Source organism: Desulfolithobacter sp. (genome assembly GCF_054025815.1).
Map to the genome: position 1 here is coordinate 1 of NZ_JBPMMS010000004.1, position 20,947 is coordinate 20,947.

General features: G+C 55.3%; 19 protein-coding genes. 15 read left to right on the forward strand and 4 right to left on the reverse strand.

The annotated features are described in order from the left end of the window. Window positions 1–363 (forward strand): IS3 family transposase (locus tag ACXJJY_RS00805; RefSeq protein WP_456384714.1); only part of this gene is annotated, 363 nt, incomplete at its 5' end. A gap of 9 nt (window positions 364–372) precedes the next feature. Here ACXJJY_RS00805 and mutT read toward each other — a convergent pair. Both mutT and ACXJJY_RS00815 read right to left on the reverse strand, forming a co-directional pair. Then, entirely contained in the window at window positions 373–810 is a 438-nt protein-coding gene (gene mutT / locus ACXJJY_RS00810) for an 8-oxo-dGTP diphosphatase MutT (protein ID WP_456384716.1), read from the reverse strand. A gap of 2 nt (window positions 811–812) precedes the next feature. Then, window positions 813–3,809 (reverse strand): DEAD/DEAH box helicase, encoded by a 2,997-nt coding sequence (locus ACXJJY_RS00815; protein WP_456384718.1) that lies wholly within the window; start codon window positions 3,807–3,809, stop codon window positions 813–815. Window positions 3,810–4,584: 775 nt separating this feature from the next. Between ACXJJY_RS00815 and urtA the strand changes: the two genes are divergently transcribed. The 14 genes from urtA (at window position 4,585) to ACXJJY_RS00885 (ending at window position 18,626) form a co-directional block, all read left to right on the forward strand. Next, window positions 4,585–5,832, forward strand: a complete 1,248-nt coding sequence (urtA, locus tag ACXJJY_RS00820) for an urea ABC transporter substrate-binding protein (RefSeq protein ID WP_456384914.1) — start codon at window positions 4,585–4,587, stop codon at window positions 5,830–5,832. Window positions 5,833–5,884: 52 nt separating this feature from the next. Then, window positions 5,885–7,519 carry an urea ABC transporter permease subunit UrtB gene (gene urtB, locus ACXJJY_RS00825; RefSeq protein ID WP_456384720.1) on the forward strand — a complete coding sequence of 545 codons (1,635 nt, stop codon included), beginning with the start codon at window positions 5,885–5,887 and terminating at the stop codon, window positions 7,517–7,519. 18 nt (window positions 7,520–7,537) lie between these two features. After that, on the forward strand, window positions 7,538–8,602 hold the full coding sequence (gene urtC / locus ACXJJY_RS00830) for an urea ABC transporter permease subunit UrtC (RefSeq protein ID WP_456384722.1): 1,065 nt from the start codon (window positions 7,538–7,540) through the stop codon (window positions 8,600–8,602). A gap of 4 nt (window positions 8,603–8,606) precedes the next feature. Next, complete coding sequence (urtD, locus tag ACXJJY_RS00835) at window positions 8,607–9,437, forward strand: urea ABC transporter ATP-binding protein UrtD (protein ID WP_456384724.1); 831 nt, start codon at window positions 8,607–8,609, stop codon at window positions 9,435–9,437. A gap of 2 nt (window positions 9,438–9,439) precedes the next feature. After that, window positions 9,440–10,135 carry an urea ABC transporter ATP-binding subunit UrtE gene (urtE, locus tag ACXJJY_RS00840; protein WP_456384726.1) on the forward strand — a complete coding sequence of 232 codons (696 nt, stop codon included), beginning with the start codon at window positions 9,440–9,442 and terminating at the stop codon, window positions 10,133–10,135. 13 nt (window positions 10,136–10,148) lie between these two features. After that, window positions 10,149–10,982 carry an urease accessory protein UreD gene (locus ACXJJY_RS00845; RefSeq protein ID WP_456384728.1) on the forward strand — a complete coding sequence of 278 codons (834 nt, stop codon included), beginning with the start codon at window positions 10,149–10,151 and terminating at the stop codon, window positions 10,980–10,982. 62 nt (window positions 10,983–11,044) lie between these two features. Next, the gene (gene ureA, locus ACXJJY_RS00850) at window positions 11,045–11,347 is read left to right on the forward strand and encodes an urease subunit gamma (protein WP_456384730.1); all 303 of its coding nucleotides are present in this window, start codon (window positions 11,045–11,047) and stop codon (window positions 11,345–11,347) included. Between the two features lie 17 nt (window positions 11,348–11,364). Beyond that, window positions 11,365–11,682 (forward strand): urease subunit beta, encoded by a 318-nt coding sequence (locus tag ACXJJY_RS00855; RefSeq protein WP_456384915.1) that lies wholly within the window; start codon window positions 11,365–11,367, stop codon window positions 11,680–11,682. Next, the gene (gene ureC / locus ACXJJY_RS00860; RefSeq protein ID WP_456384732.1) at window positions 11,679–13,382 is read left to right on the forward strand and encodes an urease subunit alpha; all 1,704 of its coding nucleotides are present in this window, start codon (window positions 11,679–11,681) and stop codon (window positions 13,380–13,382) included. Before ACXJJY_RS00855 ends, ureC begins: the two co-directional genes overlap by 4 nt. Before the next feature lie 2 nt (window positions 13,383–13,384). Beyond that, complete coding sequence (gene ureE, locus ACXJJY_RS00865) at window positions 13,385–13,837, forward strand: urease accessory protein UreE (RefSeq protein ID WP_456384734.1); 453 nt, start codon at window positions 13,385–13,387, stop codon at window positions 13,835–13,837. Further along, on the forward strand, window positions 13,803–14,501 hold the full coding sequence (locus ACXJJY_RS00870; RefSeq protein ID WP_456384736.1) for an urease accessory protein UreF: 699 nt from the start codon (window positions 13,803–13,805) through the stop codon (window positions 14,499–14,501). Before ureE ends, ACXJJY_RS00870 begins: the two co-directional genes overlap by 35 nt. A 12-nt stretch (window positions 14,502–14,513) precedes the next feature. Next, window positions 14,514–15,128 (forward strand): urease accessory protein UreG, encoded by a 615-nt coding sequence (gene ureG, locus ACXJJY_RS00875; protein ID WP_456384916.1) that lies wholly within the window; start codon window positions 14,514–14,516, stop codon window positions 15,126–15,128. 291 nt (window positions 15,129–15,419) lie between these two features. Beyond that, on the forward strand, window positions 15,420–17,411 hold the full coding sequence (locus ACXJJY_RS00880) for an ASKHA domain-containing protein (RefSeq protein ID WP_456384738.1): 1,992 nt from the start codon (window positions 15,420–15,422) through the stop codon (window positions 17,409–17,411). A 24-nt stretch (window positions 17,412–17,435) separates the two neighbouring features. Then, a complete protein-coding gene (locus ACXJJY_RS00885; protein WP_456384740.1) occupies window positions 17,436–18,626 on the forward strand; it encodes an aldo/keto reductase in 1,191 nt (396 codons plus the stop codon). Here the strand turns inward: ACXJJY_RS00885 and ACXJJY_RS00890 are convergent. Beyond that, on the reverse strand, window positions 18,559–19,164 hold the full coding sequence (locus ACXJJY_RS00890) for a tetratricopeptide repeat protein (protein WP_456384742.1): 606 nt from the start codon (window positions 19,162–19,164) through the stop codon (window positions 18,559–18,561). The two genes, ACXJJY_RS00885 and ACXJJY_RS00890, sit on opposite strands and share 68 nt — an antisense overlap. 34 nt (window positions 19,165–19,198) lie before the next feature. Continuing rightward, window positions 19,199–20,932: a ParB/RepB/Spo0J family partition protein gene (locus ACXJJY_RS00895; RefSeq protein WP_456384744.1), complete on the reverse strand. Its 1,734-nt coding sequence runs from the start codon at window positions 20,930–20,932 to the stop codon at window positions 19,199–19,201. Window positions 20,933–20,947 lie beyond the last annotated feature (15 nt).

Sequence of the window (20,947 nt, forward strand, 5' to 3'; positions counted from 1 at the left end):
GCAGTTCAGACTAAAAGACCATCGGCCGGGTTGATTCATCATTCGGACCGCGGCAGTCAATACTGTTCTCATGAGTATCAAAACCTGCTGAAACAATTTGATATGCGCCCTTCCATGAGTGCCAAGGGGAACTGTTACGACAACGCCCCCATGGAGAGTTTCTGGGGCACTTTGAAAACAGAGCTCGTATTTCATCGACAGTACTCAACCCGGCAGGAAGCTATACGAGATATAACCGAATACATAGAGATCTTTTACAACCGACAAAGGCGACAGAAAAAACTTGATTATCTTTCACCTGCTGCCTTTGAGCAAAGGTTTTACAGACAACAGCTTGTACAGGAAATTGGTGTCCAGTATTGACGACCGACCTCAGTAGAAATCAGGAGTGCTCTGCTGGTGCTTTGATATTTGTTCTTCCAGACGAGCTGCAATGGGAATGTCCGCCTCAGCCAGATTCATTTGCACAAGATTTTCAATTTCCACCCACTTGATCACGTCGTGGACCTTGAGGGTAAAATTTCGCGAAATCAAGGTGACGTAATAGGCCAGGAGTCGGATATTTTTGTCTGGATACTGGTGGATACTCTCGGTCACATATTCTCCAACCGCAACCGTCACATCGAACTCTTCTTTGAATTCGCGACACAGGCATTCTTCCGGTGTCTCCCCATGCTCTATCTTGCCACCGGGAAATTCCCATTTTCCCGCAAGGTGCTGTCCCCTGGCGCGGCGGGCAAGCAGCACCTGGTTGTTTTTTACAAGGATGCCGGCTGCAACATCTATTATCTCGGGTTTTGATGGTGTCATTATCAGGCCGCCGCCAGTCGTGCGGTTGTTCTGACAAGTTTACCCGGCATTGGATAATGCAGCTTCCAGATGATTGACATGGGTTTGCTGCCAATGTGGCTGTCATAGGTAGCCGGCCCTAAAAAGTAATAGGGGCAGGCCAGATTGTTTATCTTTTTGTGTTCCCTGACAAAAAGAAGAATATGGTTTCCCTGTTTCCGGTGGTTGATATACCGCTGGCCTGTAGGCGAGGTATCACTGGTCGTGCTTTGGGACTGCCAGTGAAAGGTGGTCTCATCCAGGGCAAAATCTTTATACATGGTAGTTGGGGAATAATCCTTTTCTGTCTTGTTGAGGGTGATGAAAAACACATCGGTTTTGATTTCAGGAAGATATTTTACTCCTTCCCGGACATTGACCCTGCGTTCAAAGGTAATGTGTCCAAGACCGGATAAAATTTCGTCCCTTGTATAACAGGCATGGACAGAAAGAGGGCAGGGGAACGGCAGGGAAGTTTCATGCACCAGGGTGTCTGCTTTCTTGAACAGGAATCGGATTAACTGGATGACTTCCGCAAAGAGCACCGGGTTTTTCTTCAAGGCAGTGGTGTTTTCTTCCAGGATCTTTCTCGGTGGTTTGTTGTTCCAGATTGAAAAGCAGAACATTGTCAGTAAGAGTCGGGTTTCATTGGGCAGGCTGGTCCATGTGGATTCGGTCTGGTCAGCCTGCAAAAGTGACAAGAGTTTGTTGAGTTGAGGTGCGCTGTTGTTGTGGCAGAAGCGGCGCAGGCCCTTGCTCAGGATTTTTTCATCCGGGTCGTGAAAATTCTTTCTTTTGCCGGCCAGGGCGCAAAGTCTTGCCCAGGAAGCTTTTTTGTAAATGTCATCAAGTTCCAGTCCGTGATATTCGAGAAAATTTTCAAGGGTGAGGAAAAGGCCTGTGTCCCTGGTAAAGGAGGCAATGCGGCTGACAAGCTGATTCTTGTTGGCATGGGTGAGTGCCTTTTTGATATTTTCCAGAATATAGCGTTGTGCCTCCTTTTCCATCTCAATAACACATCCGGACGGGAGTGATGGAAAGGCCGATTCCACCTCGTCTTCAATCCTCCGGGCAGTCTGGCCAAGCAGGGCCCGGAATCTGATTTCAAAGTTAAATTTTTGATGGGCCTGGCCAATGAAATCAAGGACCGTCAAACAGTCTTTTCCCTCGCAGAGTCGCAAGCCACGGCCTAACTGCTGCAGAAACACGGTAAGGCTTTCAGTGGGGCGCAGGAACATGACCGTGTCTATTTCCGGGATATCCACCCCTTCATTAAACAGATCAACAACACAGAGGAAGTTGACTTCCCTGTTTTTCAGTTGCCGGACTGCATGTTTTCGTTCGTGGTCCGGGGTGTCTGCGGTGAGCGCCAGGGCGGGAATGCGGTGCTTGTTAAATTGCCCGGCCATGTACTCTGCATGTTCTTTTGAGACGCAAAAGCAAAGTCCGCGCGCCTGGGACACGTCAAGGAGCAGTTCCCTGGCCTTGTTTATGATCAGTCTGGCCCGCATGTCATCTCCGGTGACAAGCAATTGCTCCAGCTCTTTTTTATCATAGCCACCCCGGCGCCAGGTTATCTGCGAATAATCAACCCGGTCGGTTATGCAGAAATATTGGAAAGGAGAGAGCAGTTTGCGGTTGATCGCATCGGGCAGTCTGATTTCGGCACTGATATGGCCGTCAAAATATTTGAGAATGTCCTTTCCGTCGGCCCGTTCAGGGGTCGCGGTCAGGCCAAGTAAAATTTTCGGTGAAAAGTAATCAGTCAGTTTTTCGTAGCTGGCGGCTTTGGTATGGTGGGATTCATCGATAATAATAAAATCGTAAAAATCAGGATCAAGCTGGTTCCAGGGTTCCTGGCGGTGAAAGGTCTGCACAGATACAAAAAGCTGCTCTTTGTGGCGCGGCGTATGGTTGCCCACCCACAACTCTCCAAAGTTTTCATCGCGTAAAATATTTCGGAATACAGCCCGTGCCTGGGTAAGGATTTCTTCCCGGTGGGCAACAAAAAGCAGGCGGGGAGAGTGGGTATTGGCGGAAAATCGTTTGAAATCAAACGCCGCGATCACGGTCTTGCCTGTCCCTGTTGCTGCCACAACAAGGTTCCTGGTTCGATTGTGCAGCTCTCTTTCTGCTTCTAGTTTATCAAGAATCTCTTGTTGAAAGGGGTAGGGGGTAATGTCAAAAAATGCCAGATGTTCTTCCGGGGCAGAGCACCCCTTTTTTTCACGGCTCAAGGCATCATCAAGCCGCGGCAGGTCTGCAAGGGAAATCAGGTCAAAATCTTTGGATAGCCGGTAGGTTTCAAAAGTCGCGTTGATTTTTTCCCAGAGATGTTCAGCCTCATACTGGCATATTTTCACATTCCATTCCAGGCCGTCTGTCATTGCTGGGTTGGAAATATTTGATGACCCGATATAGCTGGTGCCAAAGCCGCTCGCGCGGTGAAAAATATAGGCCTTGGCGTGGAGTCTGGTGCGTTTGGTGTCAAAGGATACCCTGACTTCAGTATTAGGAAGCTGGAGCAGATACCTGATGGCCTTCAGGTCTGTGGCGCCAAGGTATGATGTTGTGATGATGCGCAGTCTTCCCCGCTTGGTTAACTCTTCTAGCTCGTCCTTGATAATCCGGATTCCACTCCATTTTATAAAAGATACCAGTATGTCCACCTGGTCGGCGTGGAGGATCTCCTGCTTGAGCTGTGAAACCAGGGTCGGGTCGCCTGATGTAGCTGTGAGTAACGAGGAGACAGACAGGGGCGTTTCCGGTTTCGGGTGTCTGGCAAAAGCCGGGTCATGTATCTGCAGAAGACGTTTTCCACTTTGCCTGATCTGCGGCCAGCCGTCAGAAATATTTTCCAGTTCCCTGGCAGCCAGCCTGATGAGCTTATTGCATATTTCTATTTGCTCATTGATCCTGTTCGGCCCTTTTGCCTGGGAGAGAAGGCTTTCCAGGAATTTCTCCATGTATTGTGCTAACACAATGTGGCTTTCTCCTGCGTCAATCCGGGATTGTATAATCTCGTACCGGAAATGGAGCTGGTCTAATTCCTCCTGCACTGATTCGGTTATCAGTTGTTCGTATAATCCAGGTTTCAACATGACAGGGAAAAAATTATTGAGTGACATTATGCAGTGTACCGGATTTGCATCCGCTTGTTTTTTCATGATTATACCATAGAATAACAACTGAAAGTATAATTTTCCTTTGTCGTATTAATATTTGAAGGGACAGCTTGAAATACAGCAGTCTGCATGGTTGATTCCGGGTGAATTACCCTGAAATTGATATCATATCATTTGATATTATCTGATTTGATACGGTATGATTCTTTGCCCCGTTTAATCTCCCGTTCCTGCTGGTTCTCACGCTCAATTTTCCTGTTTTTCCTGGTCGTCCTGCTGCGCTTTTCCGGGGCCGTCTTTCTGCTTCCCGCCAGATAATCAGTCTCTGGAGATTCTCACAAAATTGTTATGTGATAAACGTTTTTGTCTGTGTTTTTCACGGAAATGTTCATCTGTGTGCGTGGATGTTCATTTTTGTTCAGGGAAAACAGGGATGATATTCTCTTCGTACAAACAGGCAAAAAGCGCCGCGCAATTTAAAGAATTACCTCCTGGCACATCTTTTGGAACCATTGGGGCAGAAGCACAATACCTGAAACCGGTTATCCGGAGCAGGGATGTCAACAAACCAGAGAAAGGAGGTACAAGAGTTATGAAGAACAAACTGCTTACCATTGCCGCCGGCTGTGCCATGCTGGCGGGAAGCCTTCTGGGCCCTGCTGCCCAGGCGGCTGAAACCATCAAGGTCGGGGTGCTCCATTCGCTGTCCGGTACCATGGCCATCAGTGAAACCACCCTCAAGGACACCATGCTCATGCTCATTGAGGAGCAGAATAAAAAAGGCGGGCTGCTGGGCAGGAAGCTGGAGGCTGTTGTGGTTGATCCAGCCTCCAACTGGCCGCTTTTTGCCGAAAAGGCGCGGGAGCTTCTGGAAAAAGAGAAGGTGGCTGCTGTTTTTGGCTGCTGGACTTCGGTATCGCGCAAGTCGGTGCTGCCGGTTTTTGAGGAACTCAATGGTCTGCTTTTCTATCCGGTCCAGTACGAGGGTGAGGAATCCTCGAAAAACGTCTTTTATACCGGCGCGGCGCCGAACCAGCAGGCTATTCCGGCGGTGGATTACCTGATGAACGAGCTGGGGGTTGAACGGTGGGTACTGGCCGGTACCGATTATGTCTATCCCCGGACCACCAACAAGATTCTTGAGGCATATCTCAAATCAAAAGGGGTGGCTGCAGAAGATATCATGATCAACTACACCCCGTTTGGTCATTCCGACTGGCAGTCCATTGTGGCCGAGATCAAGAAGTTTGGCTCCCAGGGCAAAAAAACAGCCGTTGTCTCCACCATCAACGGCGATGCCAATGTTCCTTTTTACAAGGAGCTGGGGAACCAGGGTGTAACAGCAGACAATATTCCGGTTGTGGCTTTCTCGGTCGGTGAAGAGGAGCTTTCCGGTATTGATACCAGGCCCCTGGTCGGACACCTGGCTGCCTGGAACTACTTCATGAGCGTGGACACCGAGATCAACGATGAATTTATCGAGAACTGGCAGAAGTTCATCAAGAGTGACAAACGGGTGACCAATGATCCCATGGAGGCCCATTATATCGGCTTCAACATGTGGGTCGAGGCGGTGAAAAAGGCAGGAACCACCGATCCTGAGGCTGTGCAGGAGGCCATCATCGGGGTAACGGTTCCCAACCTCTCCGGCGGATATGCGGCCATGATGCCCAACCATCACATCACCAAGCCGGTCCTGATCGGTGAGATCCAGAGTGACGGGCAGTTCGAGGTAGTCTGGCAGACTCCCGGCACCGTGGCGGGTGATGCCTGGTCAGATTACCTGGAAGGCTCCAGGGATATTATCTCTGACTGGCGCAAGCCCCTTGCCTGCGGCAACTACAACGTGAAAACCGGCAAATGTTCGGGGCAGAAATAATGGTATCCGGGGGCGGTCCTGTACCGTCCCCGTCGGTTACCCAGGGGACGAGATGAACTATTACCAGTTTCCATACAGCGGATACGCCTGCAGGCTGCTTGTTGCCGTGTTGCTGCTTGCAGCTTTTGCGGTTCCGCCATGTCTTGCCGCTTCCGGGGAAGCAGGCCTCGATGAAGCTGTTGCTCTGCTCAGGCAGCAGAGCTTCCAGGCGAAGGCCAAGGGCATTGAAAAGTTAGGGAAAAGCGGTCGTGACAAGGCGGAAAAGATCCTCAAGGTCCTGCTTGAGGGAAACCTCTTTTTCACCAAAAAAGATGGCGTTCTTGTCCAGGGGGAAAAGGATGGACGCAAATATCACATCACCGATGTGATCAGTGGCCGGCCCCTGGGCACGGTGAAGAAACGGGCGCTCAGGAAAGTTACCATTAACAACAGCCTGCGCAAACAGATCAAGTCGGTGCTGGCCAGTATGGATCTCACCCATCCGGATACGGACAGGCGTCTGGCCGCGGTAACCAGGATGCTGGCCAATCCGCAGCCGGCTCTGGCTGGAGTTTTGCGGGAGCGGCTGGCCAGGGAGTCGGACTCCAGGGTTCGCGAAGCCCTGACCGTGGTGGTGGCCCTGGTGGATCTGCAGGCAAAAGATCCGGCTGTCCAGCTCCGGGCCCTGGAACGACTGGGTTCCACGCTGCATCCTGCCGCCGCCAACGGGATCCGGCGGGTGATACAGTCAACAGATAATGAAGAACTCAGAAAAAAGGCTCAGGCGGTCCTGGATCGGATTGAGGCCAGGGTTTCATTTTTCCGGCTGCTTGAGACCATGTTCTTCGGGCTCAGTCTCGGGTCGGTCCTGGTGCTGGCCGCCATTGGCCTGGCCATCACCTTTGGGGTTATCGGGGTTATCAACATGGCGCATGGGGAACTGATCATGCTTGGTGCCTATACCACCTGGGTGATGCAGCAGATCATACCCCATTCCATTGGTCTGGCTGTCCTGCTTGCCATTCCGGCAGCCTTTGTTGTTTCGGGCCTGGTCGGCATTGTGATTGAAAAGAGCGTGATCCGTTTTCTGTATGGCCGGCCACTGGAAACCCTGCTCGCGACCTTTGGTATCAGTCTGATTCTGCAGCAGACCGTGCGCACCATTTTTTCACCCCTGAACCGTTCGGTGGAGACTCCGGCCTGGATGTCCGGCTCCCTGCAGATCAACAGCGTGCTGTCGCTGACCATGAACCGGGTGACCATTCTTGTCTTTTCCATGCTGGTCTTTGGTGTGCTCTTTCTCATCCTGAAAAAGACCTCGCTGGGGCTGCAGGTCAGGGCGGTGGCCCAGAACCGGGCCATGGCCAGGGCCATGGGAGTCCGGGCAGCCAGGGTGGACGCGCTCACCTTCGGACTGGGTTCCGGCATTGCCGGCATTGCCGGTGTGGCATTGAGCCAGCTCACCAATGTCGGTCCCAACCTGGGGCAGGCCTATATTATTGACTCGTTCATGGTGGTGGTCTTTGGCGGGGTGGGCAATCTCTGGGGGACCCTGCTGGGCGGACTCTCCCTCGGCGTGGCCAACAAGTTTCTGGAACCATGGGCCGGCGCTGTCCTGGCAAAGATTCTGATCCTGGTCTTCATTATTCTTTTCATCCAGAAGCGGCCCCAGGGATTGTTCCCGCAAAAGGGCCGTGCTGCGGGGTAAGTCATGCGGATACGCAGTATGTTACAAAAGGACCGGCCTGGAATGATTTTTTTCGGCCTTCTCCTGTCCACAGCCGTGCTGGTACCATTGCTTAATCTGGCTGTTGACAGTTCCAGTGGCCTGCATGTGTCCACCTATACCATGACGCTGCTTGGCAAGTATCTCTGCTACGGACTGCTGGCCATTGCCGTGGATCTGGTCTGGGGCTATCTTGGTATTCTCAGCCTGGGACACGGTGCCTTTTTTGCCCTGGGCGGGTATGCCATGGGCATGTACCTGATGCGTCAGATCGGTGATCGCGGCGTGTACGGTAATCCATTGCTGCCTGATTTCATGGTCTTTCTCAACTGGCAGGAGCTGCCCTGGTTCTGGCACGGTTTCAACTTGTTTCCCTTTGCCATGTTCATGGTGGTGCTGGTGCCGGGGCTGCTCGCGCTGGTTTTCGGCTACCTGGCGTTCCGCTCCAGGGTCACCGGGGTCTACCTGTCCATCATGACCCAGGCCCTCACCTATGCCCTGATGCTTGCCTTTTTCCGAAACGAGATGGGATTTGGCGGCAACAACGGCCTGACCGATTTCAAGGATATCCTGGGATTTCCCCTGCAGACCGACACCACCAGGGCGGCGCTTTTTGTTGCTTCGGCCATTGCCCTTGGTGCAGGCTACTTCAGCTGCCGCTGGATCGTTTCTTCCAGGCTGGGGCGGTTATGTACAGCCATTCGTGATGCAGAAGACCGGGCCCGATTCATCGGCTACCGGGTTGAGCATTTCAAGCTGGCGATTTTTGTCTTTTCCGCGGTGCTGGCCGGCATTGCCGGGGCCCTTTATGTCCCCCAGGTGGGCATTATCAATCCCGGTGAGTTTGCCCCGCTCTTTTCCATCGAGATAGTTATCTGGGTGGCAGTGGGCGGCCGGGCAACGCTGTATGGCGCCGTGGCTGGAGCCCTGCTGGTCAATTACGCCAAGACCTGGCTGACCGCTGCCATGCCCGATGCCTGGCTCTTTGCCCTGGGGGCGCTCTTTGTCCTGGTCACCCTGTTTCTGCCCCGGGGAATAACCGGCCTGGTCCGCAAAAAGAGGTGAACAGATGACTGTACTGGACGCGATGCGAAACTACATGCGCCGGGACCAGGTTTTTGAGTTCCTGCTCCCGGACATTCCGCCTGCCCTGGATCTGAGCCACGGTATTATCCTTTACCTGGAAAATATCTCGGTCAGTTTTGATGGGTTCAAGGCCATCAATGACCTGAATCTCTATATCGAGGCCGGGGAGCTGCGTTGCATCATCGGTCCCAACGGAGCCGGCAAAACCACCATGATGGACATCATTACCGGCAAGACCCGGCCGGATACGGGTTCAGCCTGGTTCGGCCAGCAGCTCAACCTGCTCAAGATGAGCGAGCCGGAGATAGCCAGCGCCGGCATAGGCCGCAAGTTTCAGAAACCAACAGTGTTTGAACAGCACACGGTCTATGAAAACCTTGAGCTGGCTGCAGCCGGGGAACGGACCATCTGGCCACTGCTTTGTACCGGACTCAGCGGAGAGCAGCGGGATCGTCTTGACGAGGTGCTTACCATTATCGGTCTCAGGGAGCAGGTCCGGCGCCGGGCCGGTTCCCTGTCCCATGGGCAGAAACAGTGGCTGGAGATCGGTATGCTGCTCATGCAGAATCCTCTTCTGCTGCTGGTGGACGAACCTGTGGCTGGCATGACCCAGCAGGAAATGGAGCGAACCGGTGAGCTGCTCACTTCCCTGGCCGGTACCCGGAGCGTGGTGGTGGTTGAGCATGATATGGATTTTATCCGCTCCATTGCCAGGAAAGTGACCGTGCTGCACCAGGGCAGCGTGCTTGCCGAAGGCACCATGGACGAGGTGCAGAACAATGAACGGGTTATTGAAGTCTATCTCGGAGAATAATCATGCTGGCTATTGAACAGCTCAACCAGTATTACGGGGAAAGCCATACCCTGTGGGATGTGGATCTGGACGTGGTTGCAGGCAAATGCACCTGTCTCATGGGCAGAAACGGTGTGGGAAAGACCACTACTCTTGGCTGTATCATGGGGCTTTTGCCGGTGCGCTCGGGCCGAATCATTTTTAAGGGGCATGATATCACCAGAATGGCGGCGGAACAGCGGGCCGGGCTGGGGATCGGTTATGTTCCTCAGGGGCGGCAGATCTTTCCCCTGCTCACGGTGGAGGAAAACCTGCGGATCGGTTTGAGCACTGGACGAAAAAAGAAGAAAAAAATTCCAGACCTGGTGTTTGAGCTTTTCCCGGTACTGGCGGAAATGCCGGGACGACGCGGCGGGGATCTTTCCGGAGGTCAGCAGCAGCAGCTGGCCATTGGCAGGGCCCTGGTTCTGGAACCGAGCCTGCTCATCCTTGATGAACCCACCGAGGGGATTCAGCCAAATATTGTCCATGAAATCGGTGAGATTATTATTCGGTTGCAACGCGAGGCCGGCATGACCGTGCTGCTTGTAGAACAGAAGCTCCATTTTGTGCGCCAGGCAGGGGATTGTTTTTTCATCATGGACCGGGGCCGGATCGTGGCTCGCGGTGATATGGAAGAACTCAGTGACGACCTGGTCCGCGACTACCTGACGGTGTGAGGTGAGCGTTCCTGTGCTGGCAGAAAAGAGAGTTGAAACGGGTTGGCAGGCCCGGCTTGAGCTGACCTGCGGGCCTGGCCTCGACCGTACCGTGCTGCTCCGAACCCACCGTCTCGGTCCCTTGACCGTGCAGAGGCCTTTTTATCCGGAAGATGGGGTCTGTCATACATATATTCTTCATCCGCCCGGCGGGGTGGTCGGGGGTGACGTTCTGGATCTTCGGGTCAAGGTGGAAAGTGGCGGTGCGGCCCTGCTCACCACGCCCGGGGCAACCAAGCTGTACCGGTCGGTCTTGAACACCGCCAGGGTCAGGCAGCGGTTCCAGGTGTCTGAGGGCGGTTGTCTGGAATGGATGCCCCAGGAAAATATTGTTTTTCCCGGAGCCAGGGCAGAGCTTCTGACACGGATAGATCTGCAGGGATCAGCGCAGTTTCTGGGCTGGGAGATTCTCTGCCTGGGGCGTCCGGTTATCGATGAGCAGTTTCACTCAGGAACCCTTTTGGCCGGACTTGAGCTGTATCGTGACGGAAAGCCACTTGTCCTGGAGAAACTCCGGGTTGCAGGAAAGGAAGATCTGCAGCGCAGGCCAGGGCTTCGTTCCCTGCCGGTCACGGCAACCATGCTGGCGGTCGGCGTGGGAGAGGAGTTGCTGGAATCCCTGCGGCAAAAGCAGGAAACAGTGGAAGGGGCCTTCACTGGCATGACCCTGCTCGACGGGGTGCTGGTTGCCAGGTATCTGGGGTCTTCCCCTGAAGAGGCGCGACGGTTTTTTATTGGAATATGGGAGGGGCTCCGGCCATCGCTTCTGGACCGGAATATCTGTCTGCCAAGGATCTGGGCAACGTAGTATCCCGGGGAGAGGGGCCGGGAGTGAGGGTTGAAAAAAACAAAAAATCAGGAATCACGATCATGGAACTGACACCGAGAGAGAAAGACAAGCTGTTGCTGTTTACCGCAGCGCTTCTGGCCGAGAGGCGCAAGGAGCGGGGACTCAAGCTGAACTACCCCGAGGCGGTCGCCTATATCAGCGGCGCCATCCTGGAGGGAGCCAGGGAGGGGCGTTCTGTGGCGGAGCTCATGGATTACGGCCGGACCCTGCTTGGCCGGGATGATGTCATGGAAGGGGTGGCCGAGATGATCGCCGAAGTGCAGGTGGAGGCCACCTTTGCCGATGGTACCAAGCTGGTTACTGTACATAATCCTATTATATGAAAGGAGACTGTTTCATGATGATCCCGGGAGAGTTAGTTACTCCGGACGGAGAAATAGAGATCAATGCAGGCAGGGAGACCATGCGGCTGTCTGTGGCCAATACCGGTGACCGACCCATCCAGGTGGGTTCCCATTATCATTTTTACGAGACCAATTACGCCCTTGTCTTTGAACGGGAGCAGACCCGAGGTTTCCGTCTCAATATTCCGGCCGGAACGGCGGTGCGGTTTGAGCCTGGGCAGAGCAGGGAGGTGGAACTTGTGGCCTATGGTGGTGACCGGTGTATATACGGTTTTCACGGACTTGTCATGGGACCTTTGGAGGAAGAGAAATGACTACTGTTTCACGCCGGGCCTATGCTGAGATGTTCGGACCGACCACTGGCGACCGGGTTCGCCTGGCTGATACCGATTTGTGGATCGAGGTGGAAGAGGATCTGACGCTGTATGGAGATGAGGTCAAGTTCGGCGGCGGCAAGGTGATCCGTGACGGCATGGGCCAGAGTCAGCGGGCCAGCAGCGAGGCCGTGGATGTGGTGATTACCAATGCGCTGATCCTTGATCACTGGGGTATTGTCAAGGCCGATATCGGGATAAAGAACGGCCGGATCAAAGGGATCGGCAAGGCGGGAAATCCGGATGTGCAGGACGGGGTGGATATCATCATCGGCCCGGGTACCGAGGCCATTGCGGCTGAGGGGTCTATCGTTACTGCCGGCGGCGTCGACGCCCACATTCACTTTATCTGTCCGCAGCAGGTGGAAGAGGCCCTTGTGTCAGGCATCACCACCATGCTGGGTGGTGGCACCGGGCCGGCAACCGGGACTAATGCCACCACCTGTACTCCCGGACCCTGGAATATCCACCGCATGCTGCAGGCCGCCGATGAGCTGCCCGTCAACCTGGGGTTTCTTGGCAAGGGCAATGCCAGCCAGGCCGCGCCCCTCGAGGAACAGGTGCGGGCCGGGGCCATGGGCCTGAAACTGCACGAGGACTGGGGCACCACTCCGGCAGCCATTGACACCTGTCTGGCTGTGGCCGAGGCCATGGACGTCCAGGTGGCCATCCATACCGATACCCTCAATGAATCGGGATTTGTGGAACAGACCATGGCCGCCTTCAAGGGCAGAACCATCCACACCTATCATACCGAGGGCGCCGGCGGGGGCCATGCGCCGGATATCATCCGGGCCTGCTCTCTGGCAAATGTTCTGCCCTCGTCCACCAACCCCACCCGGCCCTATACCGTGAATACCGTGGATGAACACCTGGACATGCTCATGGTCTGCCATCACCTGGATCCGGGTATTCCAGAGGACGTGGCCTTTGCCGAGTCCCGGATCCGGCGGGAGACCATTGCCGCGGAAGATATTCTCCACGATCTGGGCGCCTTTTCCATGATCGCCTCGGATTCCCAGGCCATGGGCCGGGTGGGCGAGGTGATTATCCGCACCTGGCAGACAGCCCACAAGATGAAAGTCCAGTTCGGCAGTCTGGATGGCGATCCAGCCCGGAATGACAACCAGCGGGCCAGGCGGTATGTGGCCAAGTACACGATCAATCCTGCCATTGCCCACGGAATGGCTCATGAGATCGGTTCGCTGGAGGTTGGCAAACTGGCCGATATTGTCCTCTGGCGTCCGGCCATGTTCGGGGTCAAGCCAAGCCTGGTTCTCAAGGGCGGCATGATTGCGGCCGCGCCCATGGGCGATCCCAACGCCTCCATTCCTTCACCCCAGCCGGTGCATTACCGGCCCATGTTCGGGACTCTGGGCGGGGCACGGGCAGCCACTTCGCTGACCTTTTTGTCCCAGGACGCTTTTAAGGATGGCATTCATGAGGAGTTGGGGCTGGCCAGCCGGATTGCGGTGGTTAAAAACTGCCGGCAGGTTTCCAAGGTTGACATGATTCACAATCAGTATCAGCCGGTCATCGAAGTGGATCCACAGACCTACGAGGTGCGTGCCGACGGCCGGCTGCTTACCTGTGAACCGGCTGCGGTCCTGCCCATGGCCCAGCGTTATTTTCTTTTCTGATCATGATTTGCCTGACTCGAAAAACAGACAGCGACCCGGGCGGGAAAGCCCTTACCCTGACTCTGCCCTGGGAAAAACGGATCAAGAGCAGGTTGCGGGTGCAGCTTGACAATGGTCTGGAGGCGGGACTTTTTCTGCCCCGGGGCACGGTGTTGCGTGGTGGTGATCTGCTCGTGGATGACAGCGCAGCCTGCGTGGTTCGTATCCTGGCCGCGGACGAGGAAGTATCCCGGGTTTTGTGTCACGATGGGCTGCAACTGGCCAGAGCCTGCTACCACCTGGGGAATCGCCATGTTGCCCTGCAGATAGATCGTCAATGGGTGCAATATCTTCACGATCATGTCCTGGATGCAATGGTGCGCGGCCTGGGACTTGCGGTCACCCGCGAGCTGGCGCCCTTTGAACCGGAACACGGAGCCTATGCTTCAGGCGGCCATGGACATCACCATGCATGATACCGCGTTGCTGCGTCTGTTTCAGCTGATCAGTCCTTCCCTTCCCACGGGCGGTTTTTCCTATTCCCAGGGGATCGAGTGGGCCGTGGAGGCGGGCTGGATCCAGAGCCGTGCGGACCTTCAGCACTGGCTTGAAGACCTGCTCGAACATGCCATGTCCCAGGTGGATATTCCCATTTTACGCCGTATGTACGCTGCCTGTGAACAGGGAGAGAAACAGGCGCTGGTTCACTGGAGTGAGCAGCTGCTTGCCTGGCGGGAAACCAGCGAGCTGCGGCTTGAAGAACAGAATCGCGGCCGGGCCCTGGCCATCCTGTTGCGTCAGATGGAGGTGGGCCGGGCAGCAGAGTGGTACCAGAGCATTGCCCTGTGTCAGCTGGCCGGATATGCCCTTGCGGCTGTTACCTGGAACATCCCGGTACGTCAGGCCGCAGCCGGATATGTATGGAGCTGGCTGGAAAACCAGGTCCTGGCGGGGATAAAGATCATTCCCCTGGGTCAGACCGCAGGCCAGCAGATTCTTTTTGACCTGGCCGGGCGTATTCCCGCTGTTGTGGGCCGGGGGCTGGAGCTTGAGGAGCAGGACATCGGCTCGGCCATGCCTGCCCTGGCCCTGTCCTGCTGTGGCCATGAGATGCAGTACACCAGACTTTACCGTTCCTGAAAGGAGAACATGATGAACAAGACACCTCTGCGGGTTGGTATCGGCGGTCCGGTTGGTTCCGGTAAGACCGCCCTGATTCAGGCCCTGTGCCTCAGAATGAGGGAGCGCTATGAAATTGCGGTAATCACCAATGATATCTATACCAGGGAGGATGCGCAGTTTCTGATTCGCAACCAGGCCCTGGAGTCCGAGCGGATCGTTGGCGTGGAAACCGGGGGCTGTCCCCATACAGCCATCCGTGAAGATGCCTCCATGAACCTGGCTGCCCTGGAAGACCTGAGCCTGCGTTTTCCCGACCTGGATGTGATCCTGGTGGAGTCGGGAGGTGACAACCTGAGTGCCACCTTCAGTCCGGAACTGGCCGATCTCACCATCTATGTGATAGATGTGGCTGCCGGAGACAAAATCCCGCGCAAGGGAGGTCCCGGGATCACCCGGTCTGATCTGCTGGTGATCAACAAGATCGACCTGGCTCCCATGGTCGGCGCGTCGCTTGCCGTAATGGAGGAGGATGCCGCCAGAATGAGGGGTGAGCGTCCTTTTTTCTTTTCCAATCTGAAAAACGGTGAGGGCGTGGACACCGTTCTGGCCTTTATCGAACGTGAAGGCATGCTTGCCGGTGCTTGATGTCGTTCCCTCTTGTCTTTCCTCCCGCGGTCCCTGTTTGCAAGTCTTTCCGTCCGGACTCCTTCTCTGGTCAATTCCTTTCCAGGTAACAGGTAAAATCCCGGCCCTGATGTGAAAACATGACTCAGGGCCAGAAATGTCTCCTGGCTGGTAGCGGAATGCAACCCGGTTTCAGTCTGCCGCGGCTGAAAAAAGATGATCGGAGTTGTCTCCGTTTAATTGCCACCAGAGTGCTAATGATGGTAGGATTATTTACGGAAATTCATCAGGAAGCAGGGAAGGAGAGGATGTATGGCAAGCAGGCCGATGCACACAGTGGAGTTTCTGCCCGCCGGGATGCAGGTGCAGGTTGAGGAGGGCACAACCCTTCTTGAAGCTGCTCAGAAGACAGGTCTTCATATCAATGCCTCCTGCGGTGGCAGCGGTGTCTGCGGTAAGTGCAGGGTGCTTGTCGAGTATGGTGAGATTCAGGGCGGGGTGTCGGAGAAGCTTTCTCCTGAGGAGCTTCAGTCCGGGATACGGCAGGCCTGCACCGCCATGGTTCGTGGAGATGTCCGGGTTCGGGTTGTGGTCACTTCCGGCCTTGGCCAGGGAGGGTTGACCACCACCGTGCCAAGGCGGCACCGGGCCACGGCGCGTTTTTTTGATATCGAGGAGCTGCGGGAAGCCGGAATTTTCAAGCCACCGGTGGAAAAATTTTTCCTCGAGCTGCCCAGGCCAAGTCCGGTGGACAACATGGCTGATGCCGGCCGGGTGGTCACCGGCATGAACCACCAGTACAATGAACGTCATCTGATGGTGACCCTGCCGGTTCTGCGCAAGCTGCGCCGGGTCCTGCGAGAAGACGACTTCCGGGTCACCGTGACCTTGGCCCGGCCGGTGTCCCCCGGGGGGCGAACCTTTATCGTTGATGTCCAGCCGGGCAACTGGGTCAAGCGGAATTTCGCCCTGGCTGTGGATATCGGCACCACCACGGTGTACGGTCAGCTGGTGGATCTCCACCAGGGCCGGGTCCTGGCCGAGACAGGTGATTACAACGGTCAGATCAGCTATGGCGAGGATGTGATTTCGCGCATCATATGCAGTGAAAAGGATGACGGCCTGGAAACCATGCGCCGGGCCGTGACCAAAACCATCAACGGTATCATTGACCGGATTCTGTCCCGGGCCGCGGTCAAGGCCGAAGAGATCACCTCCATCACCCTGGCCGGCAACACAGTAATGACCCATCTTTTCCTCGGCCTGGAGCCAAACAATATCAGGCGCTCTCCTTATATTCCTGTCTCTACGTTTTTTCCTCCGATCCGTTCCACGGATCTCGAACTCCATCTTCCAACTCACAGTGTAGCCCTGGTCTATCCGGCCATTTCCAGCTGGGTGGGCGGTGATATTGTTGCCGGGGTCATGGGTTCGGGCATGTACCGGACCGAAAAACTGACGCTTTATATCGATATCGGCACCAATGCCGAGATTGTTATCGGTAGCCGCGAGTGGCTGGTCTGTACCGCCTGCTCTGCCGGACCAGCCTTTGAAGGTGGAGGGATCAGCTGCGGCATGCGCGCCGCTGCCGGAGCCATAACCGACTGCAGTATCCATCCCGAGACCTGGGAGCCTATGAACACCACCCTGGAGCGCAGGCCGCCAATAGGAATATGCGGTTCCGGGCTGCTCAACATTATCGCGGTTTTTTTTGAGCGCGGGATCATCGATCAGCGGGGCAAGTATCGGCGAGATAGTGATTGTGAGCGTATCCGCAAGGGCAGAAGCGGGTATGAGTTCGTCCTGGCCTGGCAGGAAGAATCAGGGGCCGAACATGATATTGTCCTCACGGAAGTAGATATTGAGAACTTTATGCGGGCCAAGGGTGCCATTTTTGCAGGAGTCAAGACCTTACTCCAGGAGGTTGGTCTCGGGGTCGCTGACCTGGAGCAGGTGATACTGGCCGGAGCCTTTGGCAGTTTTATTGATATCGACTCGGCCATGACTGTTGGCCTGCTGCCTGAGATTGATATGGACAAAGTGGTTTACGTGGGCAATGGTTCCCTCATGGGCTGCAGGATGAGTGCACTTTCCAATCATATTCGCCGCGACGTGGTTGAAGTGGTGCGCAAGATGACCAGTTTCGAGCTCTCCGAGGTGCCCGGCTTCAAGGATGAATATGTGGCTGCCCTTTTTCTGCCCCATACCGATCTCTCGCTCTTTCCCTCATCCGGTTTCGCCAGGAAGAGGACTGGAAAGAGCATGGAAAATGGAGGAGAATCGTATGGTCGGGAAGATGGTTGATAACATGAGCGGAAGACTTGTCCCATGATCTATCGCTGTTTTGGCAGAACCGGATTACAGATGCCGGTGCTCTCCTGCGGCCTCATGCGCTCCATGCATTCCTGGAAGGATATGGATCCGGAGCGGATTCCTCTGGAAAGCCAGCACAGTCTTGAAGCCATTGTCCACCAGGCTTTGGAATCGGGAATAACACACCTGGAGACCGCCCGCGGCTATGGAACCGCGGAGCGTCAGCTTGGCAGGGTGCTGGCCGGGATAGATCGTGACAGCTATATACTTCAGACCAAGGTCCGACCCGAAGATGATCCGGAACTGTTCACCGCCAATGTGCTGGATTCCCTGGATCGACTCCAGGTGGAGCGGGTGGATCTGCTGGCCATCCATGGTCTCAATGACTACCACTCCCTGTGGCAGACCTGCAGGCCCGGGGGATGTCTGGCGGCGGCGAGGGAACTGCAGTCCCGGGGACGGGTTGGTTGGGTCGGGTTTTCCGGCCACGGCTCCACTGGGGTCCAGCTTGCTGCCGTGCGTCATGAAAAAGAAGGTGGCTTTGATTTCATCAATCTCCACTGGTACATGATCTTCCAGGTTCATTCCCCTGTGCTGCGCGCAGCTAGAAATCGGAATATGGGGGTCTTTATCATCAGCCCTTCGGATAAAGGCGGCATGCTTTACCGTCCACCGTCGTTGCTTGTCCGTCTGTCAGCCCCCCTTCATCCCATGCAGTTCAATGATGTTTTCTGCCTGAGCCGGCCGGAAATCCACACCATCAGTGTCGGGGCGGCCAGGCCGACGGATTTTGATCTCCACCTGGACGGTCTTGCCCGGCTGGACCAGACATCCATGATAAAACGCATCGCCGGGTGCTGGCACAGGGCCATGGAACATGCCACCGGCCAGCCGAAACCTGATGCCCTGTGGAATCAGTTTTCCTCCTGGGAGGAGACTCCCGGATATATCAATGTTTCCTTTATACTCTGGCTTTGGAACCTGGCCCGGGGCTGGGGGCTGGTGGATTTTGCCCGGACCAGGTACCGGAAGCTGGGCCGGGACATGCCCTGGGTGCCAGGAAACAACGCAGCCGGATGCAGGAGTTATGACTGGCGGGATATTGCCGCAGGGGCAGGTTGGGAGGTGGATGATCTTGTCAGGGCGCTGGAAGAGGCCCATCACCTGCTTGGTGGTTCCGGGGAAGTGGACCTTTTCTGTTCATAAGTCTGAGTATCCCTTCCAGTCGTCTGGAAACAACGTCCTGTTCCAGGGGATGGGTCTGGCGCAGTTCATTAAGTTGGGCCAGGGCTCCGGGATATCCTTTCTCGGCGGCAATCTGCAGCCAGACGGCTGCTTCTATGGGGCGGTTCTCTTCGAGGTACAGGCCGGCAAGGAGTGATTGGGCCATGGGCCAGCCGTGGAGGGCGGCCTTTTGCAGATACTGTTTGGCTTGGGATCGATCCTGTTTCACTCCATTGCCTGCAAGGTATTTCATTCCCAGGTAGAGCCAGGACCCGGTGATATTTTTCTTCCCGGCCAGGGAAAACCAGTACCAGGCCTCGCGGGGATCCCGCTTCACGCCATTTCCAAACTCATACCTGAGCCCGAGGGCAAAGGCGGCTTCACCGTCGCCTTTGGCGGCCATCTCCCTGAGGTTCTCCGTCAAGAGGTTGATGTTTTCTTCTCCCCATGAGAAACCTTCGCTGAACAGAAGGATGAAGATCAGGATGAGCGGTGCTGTTTTTCGCATGCGAAAATTCATGGCTTCAGGTCCTTTTGCTCAAAGAAGAGAGGGTCTATTTCCTGGTCATGTTGACCAGTTCTGTCAGCTTGTCCCGGTCCTCGAGCAGTTGGCGGAGCAGGGTCAGGGTTTCGTCGAGATGACCTTCCTTGAGGCGGATGTGGAGGGTGCATTCCCCTTTGTCCATTCTGGAGGGGACGGTGATGTTGAAATCCCTCTTGCCGGCCTTTTTGCCAAAGAGCTGTTTCCTGAGCCGGGCCACCTTCTGTTCAAACTGTTTTTTCTTCTTCTCCTCGCCCGACTGGTCCCTGGTCTGCAGAGCACGGATAAAGGCTGCCGCCTTCTGTTCGGTATTGGTGGCTCGTTCCAGGGCTTCGCGAATCTGGGGTGAGTGGATAGCCTCGTGCAGCCGCGGATTGATATCCTGGAGCAGCTTCATGATCTGCAGCAGCTGTGGTCTGGTGGGAGCCAGTGGTTTGATGATCTCCAGGTAGAGACTGTCACGATCAGCACTGTTTTGGATCGGGGCCAGGATCTCGGCTGCGATGGAAAACTGCAATCGTTCGTTGATCACATCCGAAATTATCTCCGGTGATTCTCCGCGGACCCTGATCTGATTCACTTTGCGATATTTATGTACCGTGGACTGGGAAACCTTCTGCCCTGGGCGGCCGATACCCAGAGTCTCACCAAACTGCTCGGCCAGCAGGGCGTTGTTCAGGCCCATTTCCTGGGCTGCAGATTCAAGAAAATTGCCAATTTCAATGGGGTTGAGGTTTCGCCGCTTTGTATTCTCCGCCAGTGAGATATTGAAGAAATCTTCGGTGGTGAAGTCTTCTTCGTGGTAGACCTTGGCCTCCACCCACTGCCAGTTGAGCCTTTTAATGGCCTGAAACCGGCGGAAGCCGCAGAGAATCTTGTAACGCCCATCCTGTTTCTGCAGCAGGACCAGGGGATGGAGAAGACCATTGCGGTGGATGGAGGTGGCCAGGTCTTCAATGTAGGATTCCCGCAGCAGGTCGTCATACTGGTCTGCCGGGCTGAGCCGGAAGATAAATCGCAGGTCCTGGCTGCTCATGGTGTCTATGTTGGCCAGCTCAATTTTCCGGACGAGCGACATGTGCTGGACCAGTTCGCCAAGGGCCATGGCCATGGCCTGGCCGGTTGTTTCAGCGGTCTCCGGACTGTCAAGCAAACCGGGCCTGAGGACGATTATCAGGGAGCGCACTTCTGGATCAAAAAAGCCCTCCAGGTAATTCTTCTGGCGAAACAGCTGGTTGAGACTGTGGGGTTCCCGTCCGCAGAAGGGTGAGTCCACAGGGGCGACTTCGGTGGAAAGGCCCTTGTCTTCCAGGGCCAGTCGGATTTTGCCCAGCTGGGAGGGCGACATGGTGGGTCGATGCGGACGCTGTCGGTTGCCACGCTCCCCCTGGCCATAGCCAAACAGCAGGTCCGCTCCCTGGTTGTCCTCTCCCTGCTGCAGGATGATGACCATGGGCAGCAGGCTGTTGCCACGTATTTCGTCCTTAAAGGTTTTGAGCTGACGCAAAAAGTCATTGGTGACTTTTTTCCTCTTCTTGATCTCCTCAACATTGGTGAGATCGATAATGCTTTTTTTGTACTTGGCGTTGATGATTCCGTAACAGTTCAGCTTTGAGGCCAGTTCCCGGGCAAGATGGTCCATATGGACCCTGTCCCCCTGTCGACCCGGGTGGGCATCAGGGGCTACGAGCACGAGGTTGTTGCTGCCCAGGATTTTTATGATTTCAGCTTTTGCAGGTTTCGGCATAGGTGTCTGGTGCTG